Source organism: Mycobacterium sp. G7A2 (genome assembly GCF_041902445.1).
Taxonomy (GTDB): Bacteria; Actinomycetota; Actinomycetes; order Mycobacteriales; family Mycobacteriaceae; genus Mycobacterium.
On sequence record NZ_CP169251.1, the window covers coordinates 5,838,213 to 5,859,817 of the forward strand.

General features: G+C 69.0%; 24 protein-coding genes. 8 read left to right on the forward strand and 16 right to left on the reverse strand.

What is annotated here, in order from left to right; all coding sequences use genetic code 11:
• Nucleotides 1-72: 72 nt before the first annotated feature.
• The 8 genes from eccCb to ACEWX3_RS27755 are packed head-to-tail and all read right to left on the reverse strand — an operon-like array spanning nucleotide 73 to nucleotide 10,168.
• Nucleotides 73-1,854, reverse strand: coding sequence for a type VII secretion protein EccCb (eccCb, locus tag ACEWX3_RS27720; protein ID WP_374158309.1), 1,782 nt, complete (start codon nucleotides 1,852-1,854; stop codon nucleotides 73-75).
• Nucleotides 1,851-4,076: a type VII secretion protein EccCa gene (gene eccCa / locus ACEWX3_RS27725; RefSeq protein WP_374158310.1), complete on the reverse strand. Its 2,226-nt coding sequence runs from the start codon at nucleotides 4,074-4,076 to the stop codon at nucleotides 1,851-1,853. Before eccCa ends, eccCb begins: the two co-directional genes overlap by 4 nt.
• Nucleotides 4,073-5,545: a type VII secretion protein EccB gene (eccB, locus tag ACEWX3_RS27730; protein WP_207068536.1), complete on the reverse strand. Its 1,473-nt coding sequence runs from the start codon at nucleotides 5,543-5,545 to the stop codon at nucleotides 4,073-4,075. Before eccB ends, eccCa begins: the two co-directional genes overlap by 4 nt.
• Before the next feature lie 3 nt (nucleotides 5,546-5,548).
• A complete protein-coding gene (gene eccA / locus ACEWX3_RS27735; protein WP_374158311.1) occupies nucleotides 5,549-7,270 on the reverse strand; it encodes a type VII secretion AAA-ATPase EccA in 1,722 nt (573 codons plus the stop codon).
• Nucleotides 7,267-7,827: a hypothetical protein gene (locus ACEWX3_RS27740; protein WP_374158312.1), complete on the reverse strand. Its 561-nt coding sequence runs from the start codon at nucleotides 7,825-7,827 to the stop codon at nucleotides 7,267-7,269. The genes eccA and ACEWX3_RS27740 overlap by 4 nt, the downstream gene beginning before the upstream one ends.
• A gap of 15 nt (nucleotides 7,828-7,842) precedes the next feature.
• Nucleotides 7,843-8,724, reverse strand: coding sequence for an ESX secretion-associated protein EspG (locus ACEWX3_RS27745; RefSeq protein WP_374158313.1), 882 nt, complete (start codon nucleotides 8,722-8,724; stop codon nucleotides 7,843-7,845).
• Nucleotides 8,724-9,044, reverse strand: coding sequence for a type VII secretion target (locus ACEWX3_RS27750; RefSeq protein WP_374158314.1), 321 nt, complete (start codon nucleotides 9,042-9,044; stop codon nucleotides 8,724-8,726). Before ACEWX3_RS27750 ends, ACEWX3_RS27745 begins: the two co-directional genes overlap by 1 nt.
• A 17-nt stretch (nucleotides 9,045-9,061) precedes the next feature.
• Nucleotides 9,062-10,168, reverse strand: coding sequence for an EspA/EspE family type VII secretion system effector (locus ACEWX3_RS27755; RefSeq protein WP_374158315.1), 1,107 nt, complete (start codon nucleotides 10,166-10,168; stop codon nucleotides 9,062-9,064).
• 349 nt (nucleotides 10,169-10,517) lie between these two features.
• Between ACEWX3_RS27755 and ACEWX3_RS27760 the strand changes: the two genes are divergently transcribed.
• Nucleotides 10,518-11,801, forward strand: coding sequence for a MinD/ParA family protein (locus ACEWX3_RS27760; RefSeq protein WP_374158316.1), 1,284 nt, complete (start codon nucleotides 10,518-10,520; stop codon nucleotides 11,799-11,801).
• Between the two features lie 11 nt (nucleotides 11,802-11,812).
• On the opposite strand, the gene ACEWX3_RS27765 is transcribed toward ACEWX3_RS27760, so the two are convergent.
• Nucleotides 11,813-12,553 (reverse strand): transcriptional regulator, encoded by a 741-nt coding sequence (locus ACEWX3_RS27765; RefSeq protein ID WP_374158317.1) that lies wholly within the window; start codon nucleotides 12,551-12,553, stop codon nucleotides 11,813-11,815.
• A gap of 276 nt (nucleotides 12,554-12,829) precedes the next feature.
• Here ACEWX3_RS27765 and ACEWX3_RS27770 point away from each other — a divergent pair, with 276 nt between their 5' ends.
• Nucleotides 12,830-13,123: a WhiB family transcriptional regulator gene (locus tag ACEWX3_RS27770; protein ID WP_152514878.1), complete on the forward strand. Its 294-nt coding sequence runs from the start codon at nucleotides 12,830-12,832 to the stop codon at nucleotides 13,121-13,123.
• Nucleotides 13,124-13,308: 185 nt separating this feature from the next.
• On the opposite strand, the gene ACEWX3_RS27775 is transcribed toward ACEWX3_RS27770, so the two are convergent.
• The 3 genes from ACEWX3_RS27775 to ACEWX3_RS27785 all read right to left on the reverse strand — a co-directional run bounded on the left by ACEWX3_RS27775 (nucleotide 13,309) and on the right by ACEWX3_RS27785 (nucleotide 15,834).
• Nucleotides 13,309-14,859: an acyl-CoA carboxylase subunit beta gene (locus tag ACEWX3_RS27775; protein ID WP_374158318.1), complete on the reverse strand. Its 1,551-nt coding sequence runs from the start codon at nucleotides 14,857-14,859 to the stop codon at nucleotides 13,309-13,311.
• On the reverse strand, nucleotides 14,852-15,121 hold the full coding sequence (locus ACEWX3_RS27780; protein ID WP_374158319.1) for a DivIVA domain-containing protein: 270 nt from the start codon (nucleotides 15,119-15,121) through the stop codon (nucleotides 14,852-14,854). Before ACEWX3_RS27780 ends, ACEWX3_RS27775 begins: the two co-directional genes overlap by 8 nt.
• 95 nt (nucleotides 15,122-15,216) lie before the next feature.
• Entirely contained in the window at nucleotides 15,217-15,834 is a 618-nt protein-coding gene (locus ACEWX3_RS27785; protein ID WP_374158320.1) for a TetR/AcrR family transcriptional regulator, read from the reverse strand.
• A gap of 60 nt (nucleotides 15,835-15,894) precedes the next feature.
• Between ACEWX3_RS27785 and ACEWX3_RS27790 the strand changes: the two genes are divergently transcribed.
• The 5 genes from ACEWX3_RS27790 to ACEWX3_RS27810 all read left to right on the forward strand — a co-directional run bounded on the left by ACEWX3_RS27790 (nucleotide 15,895) and on the right by ACEWX3_RS27810 (nucleotide 18,909).
• Nucleotides 15,895-16,746: an alpha/beta fold hydrolase gene (locus ACEWX3_RS27790; RefSeq protein WP_374158321.1), complete on the forward strand. Its 852-nt coding sequence runs from the start codon at nucleotides 15,895-15,897 to the stop codon at nucleotides 16,744-16,746.
• A 66-nt stretch (nucleotides 16,747-16,812) separates the two neighbouring features.
• A complete protein-coding gene (locus ACEWX3_RS27795; protein WP_374158322.1) occupies nucleotides 16,813-17,253 on the forward strand; it encodes an EVE domain-containing protein in 441 nt (146 codons plus the stop codon).
• Nucleotides 17,250-18,248: a pirin family protein gene (locus ACEWX3_RS27800; protein ID WP_374158323.1), complete on the forward strand. Its 999-nt coding sequence runs from the start codon at nucleotides 17,250-17,252 to the stop codon at nucleotides 18,246-18,248. Before ACEWX3_RS27795 ends, ACEWX3_RS27800 begins: the two co-directional genes overlap by 4 nt.
• 7 nt (nucleotides 18,249-18,255) lie before the next feature.
• Nucleotides 18,256-18,564 (forward strand): GNAT family N-acetyltransferase, encoded by a 309-nt coding sequence (locus tag ACEWX3_RS27805; RefSeq protein WP_163672477.1) that lies wholly within the window; start codon nucleotides 18,256-18,258, stop codon nucleotides 18,562-18,564.
• 9 nt (nucleotides 18,565-18,573) lie between these two features.
• The gene (locus ACEWX3_RS27810) at nucleotides 18,574-18,909 is read left to right on the forward strand and encodes a GNAT family N-acetyltransferase (protein WP_374158324.1); all 336 of its coding nucleotides are present in this window, start codon (nucleotides 18,574-18,576) and stop codon (nucleotides 18,907-18,909) included.
• A 15-nt stretch (nucleotides 18,910-18,924) separates the two neighbouring features.
• Here the strand turns inward: ACEWX3_RS27810 and ACEWX3_RS27815 are convergent, their stop codons facing one another.
• Both ACEWX3_RS27815 and ACEWX3_RS27820 read right to left on the reverse strand, forming a co-directional pair.
• Nucleotides 18,925-19,170, reverse strand: coding sequence for a hypothetical protein (locus ACEWX3_RS27815; protein WP_283605081.1), 246 nt, complete (start codon nucleotides 19,168-19,170; stop codon nucleotides 18,925-18,927).
• 54 nt (nucleotides 19,171-19,224) lie between these two features.
• Nucleotides 19,225-19,722 carry a pyridoxamine 5'-phosphate oxidase family protein gene (locus ACEWX3_RS27820; protein ID WP_207068552.1) on the reverse strand — a complete coding sequence of 166 codons (498 nt, stop codon included), beginning with the start codon at nucleotides 19,720-19,722 and terminating at the stop codon, nucleotides 19,225-19,227.
• An 83-nt stretch (nucleotides 19,723-19,805) separates the two neighbouring features.
• On the opposite strand from ACEWX3_RS27820, the gene ACEWX3_RS27825 reads away from it, so the two are divergent.
• Nucleotides 19,806-20,018 carry a DUF3072 domain-containing protein gene (locus ACEWX3_RS27825; protein ID WP_221351024.1) on the forward strand — a complete coding sequence of 71 codons (213 nt, stop codon included), beginning with the start codon at nucleotides 19,806-19,808 and terminating at the stop codon, nucleotides 20,016-20,018.
• Nucleotides 20,019-20,080: 62 nt separating this feature from the next.
• Here ACEWX3_RS27825 and ACEWX3_RS27830 read toward each other — a convergent pair whose 3' ends face one another.
• Both ACEWX3_RS27830 and ACEWX3_RS27835 read right to left on the reverse strand, forming a co-directional pair.
• Entirely contained in the window at nucleotides 20,081-20,950 is an 870-nt protein-coding gene (locus ACEWX3_RS27830; protein ID WP_374158325.1) for an NmrA family NAD(P)-binding protein, read from the reverse strand.
• A 13-nt stretch (nucleotides 20,951-20,963) separates the two neighbouring features.
• Nucleotides 20,964-21,572 (reverse strand): hypothetical protein, encoded by a 609-nt coding sequence (locus tag ACEWX3_RS27835; RefSeq protein ID WP_374158326.1) that lies wholly within the window; start codon nucleotides 21,570-21,572, stop codon nucleotides 20,964-20,966.
• Between the last annotated feature and the right edge of the window lie 33 nt (nucleotides 21,573-21,605).

Genomic DNA, 21,605 nt, shown 5'->3' on the forward strand with positions numbered 1-21,605 from the left:
TGAGATTGGAGTCCCCCGACCCAATTGCCATCCGGTCAAACAGCGTTTGCTGGAATGAACCGCTATTCCATACTAACCGGCGTCCGAGGGTGCTGCGAACACATCTTCTTCGGGCGGATCCACATACGCCGCCTGAATCACTTCCTTACCATCCGGCGTCACATAAAACGCCTGGCCAGGTGGTCGTTTCTTGACCAGGATCTCGCGCGACGGGAAGTCCTGCTTCTCACCGGACAGGAACATCGTCGGCGTACCCGCCCCGTACGCAGCGCCGACGAACTTGTCCATCGTGGCCCGGTGGGCCTGACTCATCTGACAGGTCACGATCAGGTGCAGACCGATGTCCGCGGCCGCCGGAAGCAGCGGCGCCAACGGGGCCATCGGCGACATCATCCCGCCGGCCGCGACGATCATGTGCCAGTCGTCGACCAACAGCACGATGTCGGGGCCTGTCCACCATGACCGGGCCCGCAGTTGTGACGGTGTCAGATCCGCCGGTGGCAGACGCTTGGTCAGGTTCGCCGCCAGCGCCTTGACCGACTGTTCGAGGGTGGCATGGTTGCGATTGATGGCGCCGGCCGCCAGCAGATGGGTCTCCGGGACCGCTTCCAGCAGCCCCGACCGGTAGTCGGCCACCATGAACCGGACCTGTTCTGGACTGTTGCGCGCGCAGATGGCCCGGGCCAGCGCATGAGCGATGGTCGTTTTCCCGGATTTGGGCGCTCCGAAGATCAGATGGTGCGGGCTGGTGTGCATGTGGCTGTGCGCCACGGTGAGATCGGCTTCACGCACCCCCACCGGCACTGTCCACCGGGTCCGGTAATCGGCCTCGGGGCCGGGTGGATTCGGATCGAGCTGGTGCAGATGGATCCGGCTGGGCAGCACCCGCACGGGCGGCGCTTCCATGGTGTGGCGCGCGGACACTTCCTGTACGGCCGCGGCCATCGCCGGCACCAACGCCTCGGCGCTGTGCACACCGTCCAGGCGCGGCACGCCGATCATCAGATGGAACCTCTCGGTGGACACCGCGCGCCCCGGCCGGTTCAGTGGGATCTCGCGGGTGATGCGGTCGATCTGGGTCTCGTTGACATCGCCCAACCGGAATTCGACCTTGGTGCCCAGGTAGTCGCGGATCCGCGCCTTGAGCTCCGTCCACCGCGGGGTGGAGATCATCGTGTGCACACCGTAGGCCAACCCCTGCCCGGCGATGTCCTGCACGACGGCTTCCAGGTCGGTGAACTCCGCGGCGAAGGCCGGCCAACCGTCGATCACCAGGAACACGTCACCGAACGGATCCGCCGACGCCGGGTTGTCCGGATCTTCGCGCATCTGCCGGTAGTCGGCCATCGAGCCGACCCGGAACTGCTTGAAGGTCTGCTCGCGCTGCCGCAGAACGGCTTTGACCTCCGCAATCACGCGGTTGACCCGGTCGGGCTCGGCGCGGGTGGCGACACCGCCGACGTGGGGCAGGTCCTCGATGTACATGAGGCCACCGCCGCCCATGTCCACGCAGTAGAACTGGATCTGCCGCGGGGTGTGTGACGCCGAGGCCGACAGGATGAACGTCTGCAGGAAGGTCGACTTGCCGGTCTGTGGGGCTCCGCCGACGGCGATGTTGCCCGCGGCGGTGGAGATGTCGATACCCCAGACTTCTTGGCGGTGCCGGCGGGGCTCGTCCATGACTCCCAGACCGATCCGCAGTGGGCGACGATCGTAGTCACGCGCGATCAGTTCGTTGACCGGAGTTGGATCGGCCAACGGGGGCAACCACATCCGATACGCATGGTTCTCGCCGGTGGTCAGCTGGTCGAGGACGACCTCGCGGAGCACCTTCTGCCCGGACTCGATCGTCATTGCGCCACCGTCGCATCCATGATCGGGGCTGCGGTGAAGCGGTGGATCCGTAGCGTCTTGTCTGCCTGGGCCCGAGGTGCGTCGTCGTCACCGGCGGCGGCGGCGACGGGCACGTACGGGTTACCCGTATAGACGCTCTGGAACTTCACCGGATCCTCCATGCCGACCCGCAGGAACCCGACGCCGCTCTCCTTGTTCGAGATGTATTGCGCCTCGGGCGTCCCGATCACCGCCTTGGATTCCGCGGAGCTCGTGGTGCGCAACGCGATGCGATAGGTCAGGTTCGGCTCGAGCTTGTCGATGCGGGTGCCGCCGGTGTTCAGCGACTGCGTGGCCAGCAGCAGGTGCACCCGCAGCGAACGGCCCACCCGGCAGATGCGGTCGAACAGCCCGATGAAGTCGGGATGGTTCTGCAGCAGCTCGGCGAACTCGTCGACGACGACGAACAGTGTGGGCAACGGTGGCAGATCGGCGCCGCGCTCACGATGTTTCTCGTACTCGGCCACGCCCGACAGGGCGCCGGCCGCTCCGACCTGGATGCCGGCCTGGCGCAGGATCGACTGCCGACGGTCCAGTTCGCCGCTGAGCACCTCGCCCATCCGGCTGACGAGCTCCGCCTCCTCTTCCATGTTGGTCACCACCGCGGCGGTGTGCGGCAACTTCTCCATGCCCAGGAATGTCGATCCACCCTTGAAGTCCGTCAGCAGCAGATTGATCTGGTCGGGGTGGTGGGTGGCGGCCAGCGACAGGATCAACGTCCGCAGGAACTCCGACTTACCCGAGCCGGTGGTGCCGATCAGCATGCCGTGCGGGCCCGCGCCGAACTCTGCACCCTCCTTGATGTCGAGGTACATCACGTCGCCGGTCTTGAGCTCGTGGCCGAACGGGATTCGGAGCCGGTCACGGTCGGTGTCGGTGAACATTCGCCAGCGCGCGGGGGTCACCTCCTCCACCGATTGCGCGCCCACGATCTCGTGCCATTCGGTGGCGACCTTCTTCTGCACCCGGGTGCTCTTGTCGATGATCGTCCCGGTGATGGACCATCCCGCCAGCTTGCGCGCCACCCGCTGGGCCTGCCCGGCGGTCATCGTGTCGACCTGGCTGGCCACCAGCCGGAAGGTCTGGTTGGGGAGCCGGTCGTCGGCTGTGCCGTCGGCGTCGACGCGGATGCGGTAGGCCGAGCGATGGTTACCGAGCGTGATGACGGTGACGCCGGCCCGGCCGTCGGCGGGGAAGCCCGCTTTGCCGCCGGACAGGTCGATGACGACGACATAGGGGCCGTTCGGTGTGGCGTCGGCGGTGTGCGGGCCACGAGCGGCCAGGTCGCTCAGACCGTCGGGCCGGGTGAAGATCATCCGGGTGTGACCGGCGGCGTCGGTGTCGGACTGGTGTGCCACGTGGGGCAGCCACTTCAGCCAGGCCCAGTGGGAATCCTCCGGATCATCGGTCAACACCCGGATCTGCAACAGGTCCGGCGGATGGAACACCGCCAGGTGGCAGATCATCGCCGTCAACAGTCCGGCCGCGCCGTCGGGGTCGCCCCCGATCGCAATCGTCGGAAACGTGCGCAGCTGAACGAGTTTCGGGCAGTCATGGATCAGGCCGTGGGTGCGCAAGAATTTTGTGACCCACATGTGGCTGACGGGCTCGAGGTGCGCCTGCGGCGCACCCGCGGGTCCGGCCAGGTCGCCGCCGACCGCAGGCTTCAACAGGCGGTCCACCGCGGGCTCGGACCCGATGCCGATTCGGGCCGCCGCATAGAAATCGGCGGTGGACGCCCGTGACCACTGCCGGTGGGTGCCGATTACGGACAGCAGGTCGTCGGGATGCGGTGCGTGATAGTTGAAGAACGTCACCTGCGCCGCCGCCGACGACGTGACCCTCGTCCGCAGTCCGGCGAGATAACGCAGGTACTCCTTGCGGTCGGAATTGATCTCCGGGACCTTCTTGCCTCCGCTGCCGCCGCTGGCCACCAGACCGACGGCGCCCATCACCATCATCAGCGGCATCATGAACATGTACGGCGAGAGTTGCCGCACCCCACTGAAGATCATGATCGCGATCATGCCGAGCATGCAGCCGCCCAGCACCCAGGGCAGGGCCTTCTGCATGCCCGACGGCGGGATGTCGACGCCGAGGTCGTCGGGCGGGACCACGTTGATCTCCCCGGGGCTGAGCCTCGGGCCGCGCTTCATGATGGGTGTGAACTTGCGGGTCGTCATCCGCCACCTCCGTTGCTTCCGGCGGGCTGGGCGTCCCCTGCTCCGACCTTGCGCGGGTTCGGGTTCGGCGGCAATGTGTCGTGTTCGATCAGTGCAGCCTCTTTGGACAGCACCGGGCCGTCAACGAGAAGGCTGACCACCTGCCACGGCGCGGTGCGCGGCGACGTCAGCCCTAATTTGGCTGCCGTGTCCTCGTCGGGCAGTCCGTAGCGGACGCCTTGTGGGTCGATGTAGTAGAGGCTCTCGCCGAAGCGGGGATCCGGTGATTGCAGCCGAATGTACTGACCACCGCTGATGTGCACGGTCGCGTCACCGCTGATCTGTTTGATCCCGGTGGCCATGTCGGCGGCGGGTAGCGGCAGGTGGCGGCCGGCGATGACCGTCGTCTGCGGCGCCTGGTCGCCGGTCTCACGCTGCCATGTCCAGCACAGCGCCGGAAGTTCCTCGCGCGCAAGGATGTCCATCGGTGCGTCGGGCAGCGGCGAGTCGTACACCTGCTCGACGATCGCGGCCACCGCACTCGGTGCCATCGACGGCGAGGCGACCAATCCGTAGGAGTTGGTGGCCCGCAGCGCCGCGGCGGTGGTGTCGTTGACCTTGGCGACGCCATTGGGCAGCACCACGTAATGCTGTTCGTCGGATTCGGTGTCGGTGGTGAACACGGATCCGATGACCAGTTCCGGTGGTAGCCCGACGGTGTTGGGTGCGCCACTGCCCGGAATCGCGGGCAGCCGCCACGGCCCGGCGTCGGACAGAGCATTGAACAGGCCCTCGGAGATCGGTGCCGAACGCGCCGTGACGGGGATGCCGACCGCCGAGGTGACCGCCCGGTCGGCGAGGTCGATCGAGTGGCGGCCGGTGTCGGTGATGAGCCAGTCCTGTCCCTCGTAGGACACCAGCATGCCCTGCCCGGATCTCAGCGCGCCGACCGAACCGTCCAGCGCCAGAGGTGTGATCAGCACCGACGTGTCGACGCTCGGCGCCACCGTCTCCGGTTGGATCACCGTGTCACACAACGACCATTGCGAGACGGGCGACGACGAGACGGGGGTGGCGTATGGGGCCCCGGGGATGCCGAGCGGTTGCCCCTTTGGCATGTTGTCGAGTTCCTCGGACTTCACCGCGACCGGGTTGTTGCTGTTGCCCAGGATCAGTCGCGCCGAGGTGAGGTTGTAGACGGGACGCAGCTGGCCGGTATCGGGCAGCACGACGTAGAGCTGATTGGTGGTGCGGTCGACCAGAAGGCTGTCCCCGCCGCGCTTGCCGAGCGGTTTGAAGTAGGCGAGCAACGCGGCGCCGAGACAGATGAGGACCGCGATGATGATGCCTGCGCTCACTGCGCGGCTGTAGAACTGCAGCGGGTCGTCGAACATGCGGGTGTCGCGTCGCACGATGGCATGCTCGACGCGGCGCAGCAGGAAACGCCAGCCGCTGACCTGCACCTTGGTGGTGAGCCTGAAACCTGCCATCGTCTACCCGCTGATGTTCAGTCTGCTGTGCACCGACGTGATCGCCGCAGCCATGTCCGCCCCGCTGATCTCGCTGAGCTGGGCGACCTCGAGGCTGTCGATGTCCGCGGACCGGGCCAGTCTCATGTCCCGGGTCTGCTCACCGGCCTCGACCAACTGGCGGGCGTAGCGCCCGTTTCCGGCGACGTCGATCGCGGGCTTGCCGTTGGTGCTGCTCTGAACCAGCAGCGTCGCGGCCTCGAACACCGCGGTCGCTGCCTCCGCACTGAGGCTCGAATCCGTTCCCGCGGCAATGACTTCGGCGATCTCGACGATCTCCTGCGGTGAGTACGAGTCGAATTCGATGCGGGTGGAAAACCGCGAACGCAATCCGTCGTTGGTCTCCAGCAGCCGGTCGATGTCATTGCTGTAGCCGGCGATGATCACCACCAGCCGGTCGCGGTCGTTCTCCATTCTGGCCAACAGGGTGTCCAGCGCCTCGGTACCGAATGGGTCGGCACGGCCGTCGCGTTCCTGCACCAGGGTGTAGGCCTCGTCGATGAACAGCACGCCGCCCACGGCCCGGTCGATGGTGCGCGCGGTCTTGACCGCCGACTGCCCTTCGTATTCGGCGACGAAGTCCTTGCGGGAGGTTTCGACGAGTTTGGGTTCGGCGATCACACCGAGGCCCGCCAGGATGTTGGCGACCACCCGCGCGATCGTGGTCTTTCCGGTGCCGGGCGGGCCGGTGAAGATCATGTGCTTGGACGCCTGCGCGACCTTCATCCCGCGAGCGGCGCGCACCTTGGCCATCTGCGTCGCCGCGCGGTAGCGCTCGATCTGTTCCTTGACCCGGCTCAGCCCGATCTGGCGGTCCAGTTCGGCCTGGGCATCGGCCAAGAGCTGATCGCGCACCGACGTGTCGGCCTCGCCACTGCTCGGGTCCCACGGGTCGCGCCGGGCGCTGATCTGCTCAGCAGTCGTGGTCTGCAACCGATAGGCGGGGTCACGCAGTGCGGCGGTGACAGTGGGCGTCGGATGGCTTGCCTGCAGCCATTCCAGCAGGGCCAGGGCGCCCTCCTCGTTGCCCTGGCTCCGGTAGGTCATCGCCAGGAACCAGGCGATCGCCTGGTTGCAGGCCTCCCCGGCGGGTGAGGCGTTGGCCTCCGTCAGCCGGCGCTCAGCTTCGGTGAACAGGCCCAGGTTGGCGGCAGCGACACCGTGGGCCACCCCGGCTGCGGCCGCGAGGAACTTGTCCGGCCAGGCCGCGGCGCTGCGCACCTCGTCGATGACGTCGGTCCATCGTTGCGCCGCCGCGTAGATGACGGCCTTGACCCAGGCGACCAGGTGTTCGGCGCCGGCCGCGGGGACGTCCTCGATCGCCTCCATCGCGTCGGCGTAGTTACCCTCGGCGGCCTCGCTCACCGCGAATCCCATGGTGATGGCCAGCGGCGAATTGACCGGATAGGTGATGTCACCGAACATGCCGCCGATCGGGACCCTGGTGCCCAGGCTGTTCATCGACATCTCGGCGGCGCCCGCGAGCTGGCCGAAACTGGTGCGCGAGAACCACGCCCTGAACATGGTCGCCCGATCTCGGTCACCGCAGCGGATGCGTCCCACCCACGCGTCGCAGGCGGTGTCGTCGACATCGGTGATCTCGGTGAACAGCTCGAGCGAGCGTGCGGGCGCGCTGGGCAGCATGCCGACCGCGGTGCCGAAGAGGCCGGCCAGATGTTCAGTCATTCCTCACCTGCGTAGCGGTTCGTGAACAGCTCGATCCGTGCGGCCGCAGCTTGTTCCGGGGTGGGCAGATCCAGTTCGCGATTGAGGAAGTCGCGGGTGGCGGCATTGTCGTGGCCGTGTTCACGCATGCCGTCCAGCATGACCGTGTACTGGGCCGACCGGGCATCCTGGGTGGCCAGCGCCGCGATGACGACGATCTCGTCGGCCAGGGCGGACTCGGCCATCGTCGCGGTCGCCGGCGCGAGGTCCACCCGGTGGACGCGGCCATCCAGGAACGTCGTCACGGTCACGGTGCCGGGAGGGTTGCCGACGGTGAACAGCGGTGCGGCGGCATCGTCGGCGTGCCCGTCTCCGAGGCCGGGGGACGGGAACGCAGCGATGGGATCGTTGTCCGTCGCCGCGTCGATGTCGCCGCCGTCACCGGGGTAGTCCCCGAGGATGACGCCGAGGTCGGTCTCAGGAGCGTCGTCGTCTGCGGCGGCGCCGAAGTCGAGCGCCGCCAAGTCGCCGTCGGGATTCCCGTCGTCCCCGGGATCGCCGGGCGGGAGGTGGGCCACCGTGGATCGCCTTTCTCAGTCGGGGTACGACAGGTCTGCGTCGGTGTCGAGGACATTGTCGGGTTCGAGCACGTCCTTGTGCTCGAACCAGCTCTTGGACGGCAGGAACTCCATCAGGCCGTCGAGCGCACGCCGGAAGTTCTCGGGTGTGCCGGGCAGGAAGCTGCCGTAGAGCTCGCCGCTCACCCGCCGCGGAATCGACACGATTCTGCCGTGCGGCGAGTCGAGCACTCCCGCGGCCACCCCGGCCGGGGAGAACGTGCCGCCGGGGTGACGTTCGGAGGCGGTGATTTCCACCCAGCTGTCGGGGTTGCCGGTCGCTTCGGCATAGATGCGGGCCGACGACGGCGGGATGCCGTAACCGGCGAGTTGTTCTGCGGTGCGGACCTCCGCCAGCTTCGTGGCGATCCCCGTCAGGGGTTCGACGTCGGCGGCGGCGGCGTCGCCGATCACGACGTTCACCATGGCCGACAGCCCCACCTGGGGTGCCACCCGCTGCAGCACGAGCATGTCCTCGTCCCGCGCGGCCACGACATGCCGATCCCCCTTGCGACACACCACGAAGCGAACCATTTTGCCACCGACGTCGCGGCGCCACCACCGGCAGTCCAGCAGCCGGTCGGGCCTGCTGAGGGTGTCGACCATGGCCGCCACCTCGGGGTGCGGATCGCCGAAGGCGGTGAGAATCCCCTGTGCGGTCAGATCGCGGGTGACCTGGTCCCATACGATCTTGCGCTGGTCTTCGTACGGGATGTTGGGGCGGATACCCAGCGACAGAGGAAAGTCGACCAGGTGCAGCAGGTCAGCGATCACCAGCATTCCGTCGATCGTCACCTCGACGCCGACGACATCGTCGTAGTGGGTGGGTTCCCCGTCGCCGATGAACGGGCTGGCCATCACGGCGACCCGATCTGGCGGTCGAGGTCGACGCCGGCCGACTCGTCGGTCGCCTCGTAGCGCTGCGCCACGACCGCCAAGTCCTCGCTGACCGCGCGCGCGGCGTGGGCCGCCGCGGAGCTGCACCGCCGCCGGGCCTGCAGGAGTTCCTCCATGACCTGCACCGTCGATGCGGCGATGACGCCATGCGAGGACGTGACCGACCGGTCGGTGCCGGCCGTGAAGCCTGCGGCTGCGTCGATCGCGCCGGCGGCGCGGGCGTGATGGTCACCCAGAGCCCGCAGGTGCGTCGTCGTCACCTGCAGCCGGTGGGAGGTCACAACAGTCTCCTGCTCGGTCATGTCGGCGGCCTGATGGGCGCAGCGGGACTCGGCACGGTCGGCGGCAGCAGCGGTGGGGATGGGGTGGCCGTGGCCGAGGCGGCATTCTCGGCAGGCGCCGGGGCCCTGTCCGGGTCCTCGGCCTCGTCGGTCTCGTCGTGCTCGGCCTTCTCGTCCTCGACGTCCACCGACTCTTCGGGAGGTGCCTTGTCATCGGAGCGAGCTTCGTCACCGAGTGTCCCCGGGGAGTCCGAGAGGACTGGCAGAGCCTGCGTCACCGCACCGGCAACCCCCGCGAGCGCCGCGGCGACCGGGGCGACCAGTGCGCCGATCATTCCGCCCGCGCCCCCCATCGCGGAGCTCAGCGCGGACATCGCCTCGGCAGGCATCGCTTCGGGTTGATGCGACTCCGGCGGGCCAGCCACGTCAGCCGTGGCCGCAGGTACGCCGGCACCACCGAACCCGGCCGGCACTGCGACCTGCGGCTCGGCCTCATTCTCGTCCTCACGGCCGCCCGGCCCGGGGTCGCCCTGCTCCGCCGGCGCGTCCGACGGACCCGGCGGATCGTCGGTCAGGACCGCGTACTCGACGGTGATACTGCGCAGCTCATCGGCATTGTCGTTGACCTGCTGCATCAGCCCGTGAAGCGCATCGCGGCAGGTGTCGAGGGCGGTCGCCACCGCAGCCATCTCGAACGTGGCCTTCAACGCTGCGCCGACGCCTGGCGTCGTGGCGATGTCGCGCGAGGTGCGGCTGAAGCGGGCCAGGCGATCCGCTTGGTCATCGATCACGTGCCGACGGTGGACGATCTGCTCGGCTTGGCGGGCCAGTACGGCATGCGCGGCATCGTCGAGTGCCGCGACCGCGGCGACGCGGCGAGCGTGGCGGCGGTTGGCCAGCCCGTACGCCTGAGCGCCTCGACCCGCCCAGTCCTGGGGCTGTGCCGCCGTGATGTGGTCGCCGGCCTCTCGGAATCGCTGCGCACCCCGCCGGAACGCTTCGCCGCGCTCCGGCTCCCCCGACCCGGTGGTTCTGCGCATCCCGTCGATGACGTCGAGACCGGCTTCGAGAACCGGCGAACCGGTACCTTTGCCGGAACTGCCGACCCCATCGATTCCGCGCATGCTGAACCTCCCCTTCCCCAGGGCAGACTACCAGTGGAGCCCGGGTCCTCCAGACGCCAATATCGCTGCCCAGAAGGGAATGCGGCCTCGATCTGCAGCGCCGATCAGCAACTTCTGCTTACCCATTGATGTGCTTGTTTCAGCTGTCAGCAAATTTTTGTAGCTGCAGGCGATCTCCGCCTCTCGACGTCGGACGCGGCGGCTGCCGGTAGGTGTCGCGTCCCGCGCCGTCCTGCGAACAGTGACCCACGCGTCGATTTGCTCGCATCCGTCGCCCGCTAGCCTGGCGGACGCTCGTGGTACGCGTTCGCTTAGTCTCGGCGACCGACCAACCTGGAGGAGACGTGCTGTGACCGACCGCGATGAGACATTGCGGAACGAGCCGGGCTGGACCGGACCCGGGGACCCCGATGCCGAGCCGGCGTCGCACCAGGAACCGGCGTCGCCGCCGCGGCAACCCGTGCCCCCTCGGCCCCCCGCCGGCGCTCACCCGCACCCGTTCGAGGCCGAGCGCCCCGGCAACTCGTTTCGGCAGCCGGTGTACGGCGCGCCGCCCGCACGTCCGGGCGGGTGGGGCTCCGCACCGGGTCCACAGGCTTGGACCCCGCCCACCCGGCCGATCCAGCCCGGGCAGCCGGCGCCGATGTTCGGTGGCGCGCCGCAGCCCCCCGCACCACCACAAACCAACTCCTATGCCGAGCTGATCCGCGCCGACGGTGTCGTTCCGACCCGCAAACCCACGCCGGGCCGGGGTTGGCGACGGGCGCTGTTCACCGCCACGTTCGGCTTGGTCAACCTCGGCCCCTCCCCCGAGGAACGCCGGATCGCGGAGCTGGAGAAGACGATCCGGGACCCACTGCGCGGGCATTTCAAGGTCGGCGTGATGGGCAAGGGCGGGGTCGGCAAGACCACCGTCTCGGCGAGTATCGGCTCGGTGCTCGCCGAACTCCGTCAGGACGACCGCGTCATCGCCGTCGACGCCGACACCGCATTCGGCAAGCTCGGCAGCCGGGTCGACCCTCGGGTACAAACCTCGTTCTGGGAACTGACCGCCGATCAACATCTGGAGACGTTCGCCGACATCCGTCACCGCGTCGGCAGCAACGCCGCCGGTCTGTTCGTTCTGGCCGGGGAGGCCACACCGGCCCGTCGCCGGGTGCTCGACCCGGCCATCTACCGGGAAGCCGCGGCCCGCCTGGACCGCCATTTCTCGATCTCGGTCATCGACTGCAGCTCGACGATGGATTCACCGGTCACGCAGGAAGTGCTGCGCGACCTGGATGCGCTGGTGGTGGTGTCGTCGCCATGGGTGGACGGTGCCGCCGCGGCCGGCCAGACGCTGGACTGGTTGTCCGCGCGCGGTATGACCGGACTGCTGCGCCGCACCGTCGTGGTGCTCAACGACTCCGACGGTCACGCCGACAAGCGCACCAAATCGACGTTGGCTCAGCAGTTCTCGAGTCAGGGCCAACGGGTCGTCGAGGTGCCGTTCGACGGCCATCTGCGCCCCGGCGGGGTGATCGACGGGACCGCGGAGATGTCGCGGCCGACCCGGACGCGCTTGCTCGAAGTGTGCGCAGCGCTGGCCGAGCACTTCCCCCGCCAGGACGACCGCAGCCGCGACCGGCACTGAGCCGGCCGAGCTCACCTGAGCTGAGCGACGAGCGCTTCGATGGCCTCGGCGTCGGATGCAGGGACCGGCAGTTCGGACTCCGCCTGCTGGATCGCCGCCCCGTCGACGCCTGCGGCTTGGGCGGTCTCATCCACCGTCAGGTTGGCTTCGCGTCGGGCGGCGTAGAGCCGCTGCCCGAGGGTGGCCTGCGGCGCGGTGGCCGCCCTCAGCATCACGTCGTCGTAGAGCCGACGCACTGTGCCGAGCGCCTTGATCAACGCCGGGGTGACCCTGCCGATGCGTGCGGCGCGGGCGGCCACCGCTTCGAGTTGACGCAGATCGGACAGGATCGCGGTGACCCGGGGGGTGAATGCCGGGTCCTCGACCGGGGGGAGCGACGCGACCGTCGAGCCGAAGCCCCCGACCGCGGCCACGACCGCCTGTGCGAGCAGCGACACCTCGTCCCCGTCGGAGGATGCCGACGCGGTGGCGGGTGGCTCTACGGGCCGTAACACCTCGCCGCGACGCAGTCGGGCGATTGTTCCGGGCGGCCACTTCAGCACCTCTTCGAGCTTTGCCCGCGTCCGTTCACGGGGCCAACTTCGGCCCTTCTCGAAGGCGATCAACGCCCCGGCGTTGATGATGCCGCTGCTGGCCAGGCTGCGCTGGCTGATGTTCAGCTCACGGCGCCGGGCCGCCGCGGCAGCCCCCGCCCGGACCATCCCGGGATCCGGAGCGCCGGTCGACTGATCGACCGGCTCGGGGGTGGTCATCTACCGGCGTCCTCCGGATCGGGCTGGGATCGGCGGAATTCATCGTAGCGATCGCTACGCAAGCCGCTACGACTTGGTGCTGCATTCGGCGACGTGTCTAGATGTTTTAGCAGTTGATCGCAGGTATTTGAATCGCTGAGTAGCGCTGCCATGCGTGAGCGCCACAGTGGCCGCTGCGCTTCCACTCGATCTAACTGTTGCGTTGCTACGGTTTTGTGCGATAGTTTCACTTCACCGCGGCGACAGCGCCGCCCAGCGCACGTGAGGAGCAAGCCGATGACCGCCAATCCCTTCGACGAGACACCGGTCGGCGTCTGCACCCGCGATCCGGAAAGGTGGACCACGACGGCCGACGACGAGGCAAAGGCGCTGTGCCGGTCGTGCCCGCGCCGCTGGCTGTGCGCCCGGGATGCCTGCGAGTTGCCCCGCGCCGAAGGCCTGTGGGCCGGCATCTACGTTCCCGAGGCCGGTCGTGGCCGCACCTTTGCCCTTCGCCAGCTCAAGTCACTCGCCGAGCGCAACGGCTACCCGGTCCGCGAGCGGCGCGTCTACTACGCCGACATCGCCTGATGCCGCGCCCGCCCGCTGCCGGGAACGAGGGGTCCGGCAGCGTACGGGCCCGGTGGAATAGCGCGCCGTACCGCGTGGTTACACCGTCCGACGGTGCCGGGCATGCCCCGGGCCCCAACTCAGAACCGTCGCTTCGAGCGACCACTTGCCGAGAGGCGCAGCCGGCACCGTCCCCCAGATTTCTCTCACCAGGTGTCGACGAACCTGTCGCGCTGGTCTTCGGTACGCGCCGCCGCCAACGTCGCGGCGATGACGCCGCGGGTCTCGTCGGGGTCGATCACGTCGTCGATCTCGAAGAGCATCGCCGCGTTGAGCGCCTTGGCGTTGTCCTGCGCCGCAGCCGTCGCCGCGGCGACTCGCTTCTCACGTTCGGCGTCGTCGGCGATCGCCTCGAGTTCCTTGCGCATACCCAGACGCACCGCGCCCTCGAGGCCCATCGGGCCCAGATGCGCCCCCGGCCACGCCACCGTCAGCACCGGTTCATGCAGGCTGCCGCCGGCCATCGCCTGCGCACCCAACCCGTAGCCGCGCCGCAGGATCACCGCGACCATCGGCACCCGTAGTGCCGCCCCGGCCACCAGCATCCGCGATGCCCGGCGCACCAGCGACTCCGCCTCGGCAGCCGGACCGACCATGTATCCGGGACAGTCGATCAGCGACACCACCGGCAACCCGAACGCATCACACAGCTGCAGCAGCCGGGCGGCCTTGTCCGAGGCGGCCGCGGTGATCGCGCCGGCGGTGAAGCGGGTGTCGTTGGCGATGATGCCGACGGCACGGCCCTCGATGCGCGCCAGCGCGGTCACCATTTCCCGGGCGAACCGGGGCCGCAGGAACGTCACCGACCCCTCGTCGGCCAGCGTCTCGATGATCGGGGCGACGTCGTAGGCGCGCCGCGCCCTCTCGGGCACCGCGTCGCGCAGCGGCGTCTGATCCGGTGCCGTCCATGCAGTCACCCGACCCTGGAAGTAACCCAGCAGCGTCTTGGTCACCGCGACCGCCTCGGCCTCGTCGGCGACCACGACGTCGACGTTGCCGTTGGGTTCCTGCACCGACATCGGCCCGACGTCATCAGGCGCCACCTCACCGAGCCCGCCGCCGGCGATCATCGCCGGCCCGCCCATGCCCAGCGACGCGGTCTTCGTCGCGACGATGAGATCCGACGCGCCGGCGATGACGGCGTTGCCGGCGAAGCAGCGGCCGTGCACCACGGCGATACGCGGCACCACCCCGGACAGCTTGGCCCACAGCGCGAAGGCCCGGGTGTCCAGCGCGGACACCACCGGATAGTCGGTGTCGCCCGGCCGACCGCCACCACCCTCGGCGAAGAACACCGTGGGCAGCCGCATCCGCTCGATCAGCTCGAACAATCGGTCCTTTTTGCGATGCCCCAGCGCGCCCTGGGTGCCGGCCAGCACCGTGTAGTCGTACGACAGCACCGCGCAGGCACTGGCTTCAGGTCCGAACACGTCGCCGTTGATGCGCGCGGTGCCGGCAACCAGCCCGTCGGCCGGGGTGCGCGCGATGAGGTCGTCGACGTCGCGGCGCATCCGCTGCGGGGCAATGGCGAAGCGGCCGTATTCGACGAACGAGCCGGCGTCGACGAGGTCGGCGACGTTCTCCCGCGCGGTGCGCCCACCGCGCTCGTGCCGCCGGGTCACCGCATCCGGGCGGGCGGCGTCCTCGGTCAGCTCCCGGCGGCGCCTCAGTTCGGTGAGGTCGTCGCGCTCAGCCATCGAGATGCGCGATGGCGGTGGCGATCTCGTCGACGAGCGTGTCGACCTGGGCGGGGTCGTAGCCACGCTTGCCGAGCTTGGGCTTGTTGAACCGCATGCCCCGCACGTCGTCGGCCGACAGATGCCCGCGCCCGTCGAGGCGGCGGGCGGCCAGCGCCAGGAAATCGTTGACGGACTTCTCGTCGTAACCGCGTTTGCCGAACGCCGGCTTCTCGAAGGTGATGTTGCGCAGATCCTCAGCTCGCAGCACGCCGTCGCCCATGGGGCCTGACTCTAGCCCCGGCGACGTGGTGCCTCCTCGGGTTCGCGCCTCACTGGCGGCGAGTCACCTCAGCGACGTACATGCCCGGACACTGATCACCCCGTTCGCCCGGCGATGCCGTCGATGAGCCGCGCGCACACCGCGTCCATCTCCGCGCGGGCCTGCTGCTGATCCTCGGCACGCGAGACGAACAACGCCGCCTCGTCGAGTGCACCGAGCAGCACGTGCGCGGTCGAACGCAACGGCTGCTCGGGAATCGCGCCCTCCGCAACGGCCTGGGCGAGCATCGCCTCGATCACCCCCAGTCCGTACTTCGCCCCCACCGCGCGCCAGGTGTCCCAGCCCAGCGCCGCCGGCGCGTCGATCAGCACGATCTGCTGCACGTCGGGCGCCGAGCAGACCTCCAGGAACAGCCGCGCCCCCAACCGCATGGCGGCCAGCGAGTCGGGCGGCTGCGCGGCGGCGATGCGCTCGGCGACTTCGGCCACCACCGTGCGCTCGACGTCCTCGTACACCGCGGTGAACAGCGCTGTCTTGTCGGCGAACTGGTGATACAGCGCCCCCCGGGTGACGCCCGCCGCGGCGGCGATGGCCTGGGTGGGCACGTTGGCAAAGCCCTGCTCGGCGAACAGCGCCCGTGCCGCGTCGATCAGGACGGCCCGGGTGGCGGCGGTGCGCTCGGCCTGCGTCCTACGGCGACCATTGACTTCCATACAGTCTGTACGTAACTTTCATACACAGTGTTTGTAAGTTTCCCGGAAAGGATAGCGGCCATGCCGCAGCTCGCGCTCCCCCAGGCCACGATCGACTACCGAGTGATCGGGCCGGACACCTCGCCCCACCCGCCGGTGGTGTTCGTCCACGGCATCCTCGTCGACAGCCGACTGTGGGCCGCCGCAGCCGAGACGCTCGCCGAGCAGGGCTATCGCTGCTTCCTGCCGAACCTGTCGCTGGGCTCCCACACGATCCCGGTCACCGATGCCGCGGTGCTGTCACCGTCCGGGATGGCCGAACTGGTCCACGACTTCATCACCGAGCTGGGCCTGCAGGACGTGACGCTGGTCGGCAACGACACCGGCGGCGGCATCTGCCAGCTGGTCGTCGACGCGCACCCCGAACGCATCGGCCGGATGGTGCTGACCAATTGCGATGCGTTCGAACAGTTTCCACCGTTTCCGTTCACACTGGTGTTCGCGCTGCTGCGCGGTCCCCGCTCGATCAAGGTGCTGGCCGAGCAGCTGCGGTTGCGTGCGTTGCGCCACTCTCCGCTGGGCTATGGCCTGCTGATGACCCGCCCCGACCCGCACCTGACCGACTCGTGGTTGGCGCCGGCGCGCCGCGACGTCCGCATCCGGCTCGATCTTGCGGCGCTGCTGCGCGCGGTCGCGGCCACCGACCTCACCGACGTCGGGACGCGGTTGAACCGGTTCACCAAGCCCGTCACGCTGGTGTGGGGTCAACGCGACAGGTGCTTCACCCCGGAACTCGGGCGTCGTCTGGCCGAGGCGTTCCCCGCGGCGACGCTCGTCGCCGTGCCCGACGCGACGACGTTCGTCGCGCTGGACAACCCGGCCGCGGTGGCACACGCCGTCTCCGACATCACCGCCGCCAGCACGTCCCCATGACAAAGTTATCCACAGGCGGTCTCCCGAGGGCCGCGGATCGTCGGTGCCCGGTCCTAGCGTGAGTCCATGACGAACTGGATCAACACGGTCAGCCGCGACCACGTCGAACGCGGCGTTCAAGGCGGGTTCACCCAGGCCAACCACGGCAAGCCGCACATGCTGGCCAAGATGGCCCGCGGCGACTGGATCGCCTTCTACTCACCGCGCACGGTCTATCCCGACGGCCCGCCGCTGCAGGCGTTCACGGCGATCGGGCAGATCACCGACGACGAGCCGTACCAGGCCGAGGTGTCTCCGGACTTCACGCCGTGGCGGCGCAAAGTCGACTTCCTCGACTGCGTGGAAACCCCGATCCGGCCGCTGCTCGAGCGGCTGGACTTCATCGAGGACAAGTCCCGGTGGGGCTTCAAGTTCCGGTTCGGGGTGTTCCGCATCGACGACCACGACCTCGACGTGCTGCGATCGGCCATGTTGGTACCCATCCGGGACGCTACTGTGGGCACGTGAGCAACACCGACACCGCACCTGACGAAGTCGACTGTGCCCCATCGTCATTCACCGGTGTTCTGCATCCCCGTGACGTGCCGCTGGGTGGGCCGCGCGCCGTCCGGGTGCGCCGGACACTTCCCCAGCGGGAACGCTCCCTGATCGGGGCGTGGTGTTTCGTCGACCACTACGGCCCGCACGACCAGCGCGGCGGCTCCGGCATGGACGTGCCGCCCCATCCGCACACCGGGCTGCAGACGGTCAGCTGGTTGTTCAGCGGCCTGGTCGAGCACCGCGACTCCGCCGGCGTGCACGCCATGGTGCGTCCGGGTGAGCTGAACCTGATGACGGCCGGGGCTGGCATCTGCCACTCCGAGGTGTCGGTGACGACCGCGCCGGGTGACGAGGTGCTGCACGGGGTGCAGCTCTGGGTTGCGCTGCCGCACGCCGACCGCGACACCGCGCGCGATTTCGCGCACTACGCGCCCGATCCCGGCGCCGCGGGCGACGGGGTGACCGCGCGGGTGTTCCTCGGCGAGCTCGCCGGGCAGCGCTCCCCGGTGCATACGTTCACTCCGCTGCTCGGTGCGCAGCTGGACCTCGAGGCGGGCGCGCAGGCGGACCTCGACGTCGACCCGGGCTTCGAACACGGCGTGCTCGTCGACCAGGGGGAGGTCGAGGCGTGCGGAGCGCGGCTACAGGTGGCCGACCTGGCCTACCAGGAGCCGGGCCGACCTCGGCTACACCTGGCCAACCGCGGTTCGACGCCGGCGCGGGTCCTGGTGCTCGGCGGCACCCCGTTCGGCGAGGAGCTGGTCATGTGGTGGAACTTCGTCGGCCGCAGCCACGACGACATCGCCGCCTACCGCGAGCAATGGCAGAGCCACGACGCCCGGTTCGGCGCCGTCGACGGCTACCGCGGATCGCCGGATCGGTTGCCCGCGCCTCCGCTGCCCAACGGCAGGCTGCGTCCGCGGTCCAATCCGGGGGTATCGCGCGCCAACCCGGGGGTATAGAGAACAGATGACCACCACCGACCGGACCGGTGCGCCCACCCAGGTCAGCGAGCAGGGCGACCGCTTCACCATCTCGGTCGACGGCCGCATCGTCGGCGTCGCCGACTTCATCGACCGCGACGGCCGGCGCCTCTTCCCGCACACCGAGGTCAACCCGCAGTTCCAGGGCCGCGGTCTGGCCACCATCCTGGTGCGCGCAGCGCTGGAGGCCACCCGCCCCACCGGGTTGCGGGTGGTGCCGCACTGCTGGATGGTCGCGGAGTTCATCGACAAGAATCCGGAATTCGCTGATCTGCTCGACCGCTCGAGTGGGTAGCCAGAGACCATGACGACGACCGACAAGACCGGTGCTCCCACCGAAGTCACCCAGCAGTCTGACAGGTTCACCATCAGTGTCGACGGCGAGCAGGCCGGCTTCACCGAGTTCCTCGACCGTGACGGCCAGCGGATCTTCCCGCACACCGAAGTCGACGACAAGTTCGAAGGGCGGGGTTTGGGCACCATCCTGGTGCGTCAGGCGCTGGAAGCCACCCGCGACGCCGGACTGCGGATCGTGCCGGTGTGTCCGATGGTCGCCGCGTTCATCGACAAGAACGATGAGTTCGGCGACATCACCGACCCGGTGACCGCCGAGGCCAAGCAGGTGGCGTCGCAGCGTTAGCGGGCCAGGTCCCCGTCAACGATCAGCATCGGGCCACGCACCGCGCCACCCGTCCAGCGTCTGCACCACGTCACCGGTCGTGATCTGTGAGGGCCGACGACCGGCCCGCCGCAGCCATTCCGCGATCGATGGCCGCGCGACTATGCGCGCCGCCTCACGGCGCAGCAGCTCCGGGACGCTGATTCCTTCTTCGCCGGCTCGGCGCACCAAACCCGCATACACCTCATCGTCGATGTCACGGATTCGCACCGTCTTAGGCATGCTTGCAGCATGACATGCACAGGCGCATGACTCCAGGTCAAACGGCCTTTTGGCCTAGAGGTACTGCGCCGTGCTGCCGGAGATCGGCATGCCGTCCATGCCCAGCTTGCGGTGATCCCAGCTGCGCAGCCGCGACGGGACCACGCGCACACAGATGCGGTTGTTCATCATCTGGTCGACGAAGGGCCGCATCTCCTCGGTGTAGGGGCCGGTGTAGCGCTCCCACACGCTGATGCCGACCCGCAGATTCGTCTCCGGATCGTCGTGGATCTCGGCCGTCCCGTCGATCGACACCCCGCGCAGCGTGTCGTAGGACAGGCCGTCCTCGATCATCACGGTGATGGTCGGGTCGCGACGCAGATTCACCGCCTTCTGCGACTTGGCTTTCGTCTCGAACCAGATCTCGCCGTCGAGCACGGCGTACCACATGGCCACCAGGTGAGGCCGGCCGCTGGGAAGCACGGTGGCCATCGTGGCGGTGCGGCTGCGTTCGATGAATTCGGCGATCTCGCCGTCGGTCATGACGATCTTGGCGCGTTCGTTCTTGCCCACCCGTCGATACTGGCAGTGCCGCGATCGCGCCCGTCACCGAGGCCCGCGTTTCGAACACACTTGCGATGGGCATTCGGGTCGGCATGAGCGAAGACATCACCCAGGCCCCGCAGGAGAACCCCACGAAGGACACCTCGCAGTGGGTGACCGGCGACGAGCCGATGACCGGCGCGCAGCGCAGCTACCTGCACACTCTGGCCCAGGAAGCCGGTGCCGAGGTGTCCGACGACCTGACCAAGGCGCAGGCCTCCGAGATGATCGACGACCTGCAGCAGCAGACCGGGCGCGGCGAGTGACCGGCTGGGTCCACACCTGATCGCGGACAGTGACCGGCATATCCGACCGTGGCGAGTGACTCCTAGGTCCACACCCGATCGCGGAACCGCCAGGCGCTGTCGCGCAGGAACTGTTCCAGCGTGCCCGGGGGCCGGCCCAGCAGGCGCTGCACGTCGGTGGTGATCTGCTGGTTGGCCCCGAATCGGGTCAGGGTGTAGACCGCGGCCATGAACCCGATGGTGTCCCACCCGACACCGCGGGCACGTAGCCGGCGCGCGAACGCGATCAGGTTGGGGTCGGTGTAACGGACCCGATACCCCAGCACGGCGCTGAGTTCGTCGGCCACCTCGGCCATCCGCCACCGCCGGGGGCCGCTGAGATGGTGCACGACGTTGCGGTGCCGGTCCGGGTCGTCGAGGACGGCGGCGGCCACCGCCGCGGCGTCTCGGGCGTCCAGAAAAGCGGTGGCGCCGCGGCCGGCCGGGATGAACAACTCGTGGCGTTCGGTGATGTCGATGCCGTGGGTGGAGATGGCGCGGTGCAGGTTCTGCATGAAGAACCCGCACCGCAGCACGGTCCACGTCATTCGGCTGTCCCGCAGCGCCTTCTCGACCGTGTGGTGCGGGATGACGCGGGCCCGGTCCGCGCCGAACACCGACACGTACACCACGTGCCGGCAGCCCGCCTGCTGCGCAGCCTGCACGAACGGCACCAGCGCCGCCCGGGCGGCCTTGTTGCCCGGCAGCGGGAACAGCAGAAACAGCGACTGCGCCCCGTCGAGGGCCGCCGCCCAGGTGCCACGGTCGAAGAAGTCGAAGCGCACCGCGTCGGCCCCGCCCACTGGAACCGGGTGCCGGCTGGCCACCCGCCACGCACGCGGGGCGTCGCCGCGGGCGAGCAGCTGCACCAGCTCGGCGCCGACGTTCCCCGAGGGTCCGGTGACCACCAACATGCCGCGTCCCTATTCAGTAGAACGACACCGGCGGCAGCGCCCGGATGCCGCCGCCGCTGCGCCGGGCCGAGAACCGCACCGGTCCGTCGTGCGGCGGGCCCAGCGTCACCTCGCCCACGGGACGGAACTGGCCCACCGGCGCACTGACCTGGAAGCTGAGCCGGTCGCCGGTTCCGAAGCGGACATCCGGGCCGGTCGTGGGCGGGCGGACCCCGAACAGCAGCGGCGTGAGCCCGACCAGGTAGAGCCACAGCGACGAGTACAGCGGGGCCACCGGATCAGCCGGCAGCACGGCGTGATGCAGCGGCGCGCCGTCCCCCGAGGACGCCAGCAGAAAGTCCTGGTCTCTTCCCGGCCCGTAGGCGTCCGGGATCTTGATGCACAACCCGCGCGCGGCCGACCCCGGAGTGTCGGGGCCGACCTGCACGACGGCGTCGTGGGAGCTCCCCGGCCGCAGCAGCGTCGCCGAACCCGGCACATCGGCGCGCTCATCGATGGTCAACGTCGCGGTGAACGTCTCGCCGGCGGCGAACAGGTCACCGGTCTGGGCGATCAGGGCCCCGGCGGTCGCCTGCACCGCCTGCAGACCGCTGCCCAGGGTGACTCCCTCTGCGATACGCATGCTTTCGTTCATACCCGCGTGGGCCGACGTCCG

Bases quoted from the DNA above. Each gene is read 5' to 3' on its own strand.
- eccB (WP_207068536.1), bottom strand. From the start codon at position 5,545: ATGGCAGGTTTCAGGCTCACCACCAAGGTGCAGGTCAGCGGCTGGCGT.
- ACEWX3_RS27770 (WP_152514878.1), top strand. From the start codon at position 12,830: ATGACCGCCAATCCCTTCGACGAGACACCGGTCGGCGTCTGCACCCGC.
- eccA (WP_374158311.1), bottom strand. From the start codon at position 7,270: ATGACTGAACATCTGGCCGGCCTCTTCGGCACCGCGGTCGGCATGCTG.
- eccCb (WP_374158309.1), bottom strand. From the start codon at position 1,854: ATGACGATCGAGTCCGGGCAGAAGGTGCTCCGCGAGGTCGTCCTCGAC.
- ACEWX3_RS27835 (WP_374158326.1), bottom strand. From the start codon at position 21,572: ATGCGTATCGCAGAGGGAGTCACCCTGGGCAGCGGTCTGCAGGCGGTG.
- ACEWX3_RS27775 (WP_374158318.1), bottom strand. From the start codon at position 14,859: ATGGCTGAGCGCGACGACCTCACCGAACTGAGGCGCCGCCGGGAGCTG.
- ACEWX3_RS27815 (WP_283605081.1), bottom strand. From the start codon at position 19,170: ATGCCTAAGACGGTGCGAATCCGTGACATCGACGATGAGGTGTATGCG.
- ACEWX3_RS27805 (WP_163672477.1), top strand. From the start codon at position 18,256: ATGACCACCACCGACCGGACCGGTGCGCCCACCCAGGTCAGCGAGCAG.
- eccCa (WP_374158310.1), bottom strand. From the start codon at position 4,076: ATGACGACCCGCAAGTTCACACCCATCATGAAGCGCGGCCCGAGGCTC.
- ACEWX3_RS27755 (WP_374158315.1), bottom strand. From the start codon at position 10,168: ATGCGCGGAATCGATGGGGTCGGCAGTTCCGGCAAAGGTACCGGTTCG.
- ACEWX3_RS27810 (WP_374158324.1), top strand. From the start codon at position 18,574: ATGACGACGACCGACAAGACCGGTGCTCCCACCGAAGTCACCCAGCAG.
- ACEWX3_RS27765 (WP_374158317.1), bottom strand. From the start codon at position 12,553: ATGACCACCCCCGAGCCGGTCGATCAGTCGACCGGCGCTCCGGATCCC.
- ACEWX3_RS27785 (WP_374158320.1), bottom strand. From the start codon at position 15,834: ATGGAAGTCAATGGTCGCCGTAGGACGCAGGCCGAGCGCACCGCCGCC.
- ACEWX3_RS27780 (WP_374158319.1), bottom strand. From the start codon at position 15,121: ATGGGCGACGGCGTGCTGCGAGCTGAGGATCTGCGCAACATCACCTTC.
- ACEWX3_RS27830 (WP_374158325.1), bottom strand. From the start codon at position 20,950: ATGTTGGTGGTCACCGGACCCTCGGGGAACGTCGGCGCCGAGCTGGTG.
- ACEWX3_RS27795 (WP_374158322.1), top strand. From the start codon at position 16,813: ATGACGAACTGGATCAACACGGTCAGCCGCGACCACGTCGAACGCGGC.
- ACEWX3_RS27745 (WP_374158313.1), bottom strand. From the start codon at position 8,724: ATGGCCAGCCCGTTCATCGGCGACGGGGAACCCACCCACTACGACGAT.
- ACEWX3_RS27825 (WP_221351024.1), top strand. From the start codon at position 19,806: ATGAGCGAAGACATCACCCAGGCCCCGCAGGAGAACCCCACGAAGGAC.
- ACEWX3_RS27790 (WP_374158321.1), top strand. From the start codon at position 15,895: ATGCCGCAGCTCGCGCTCCCCCAGGCCACGATCGACTACCGAGTGATC.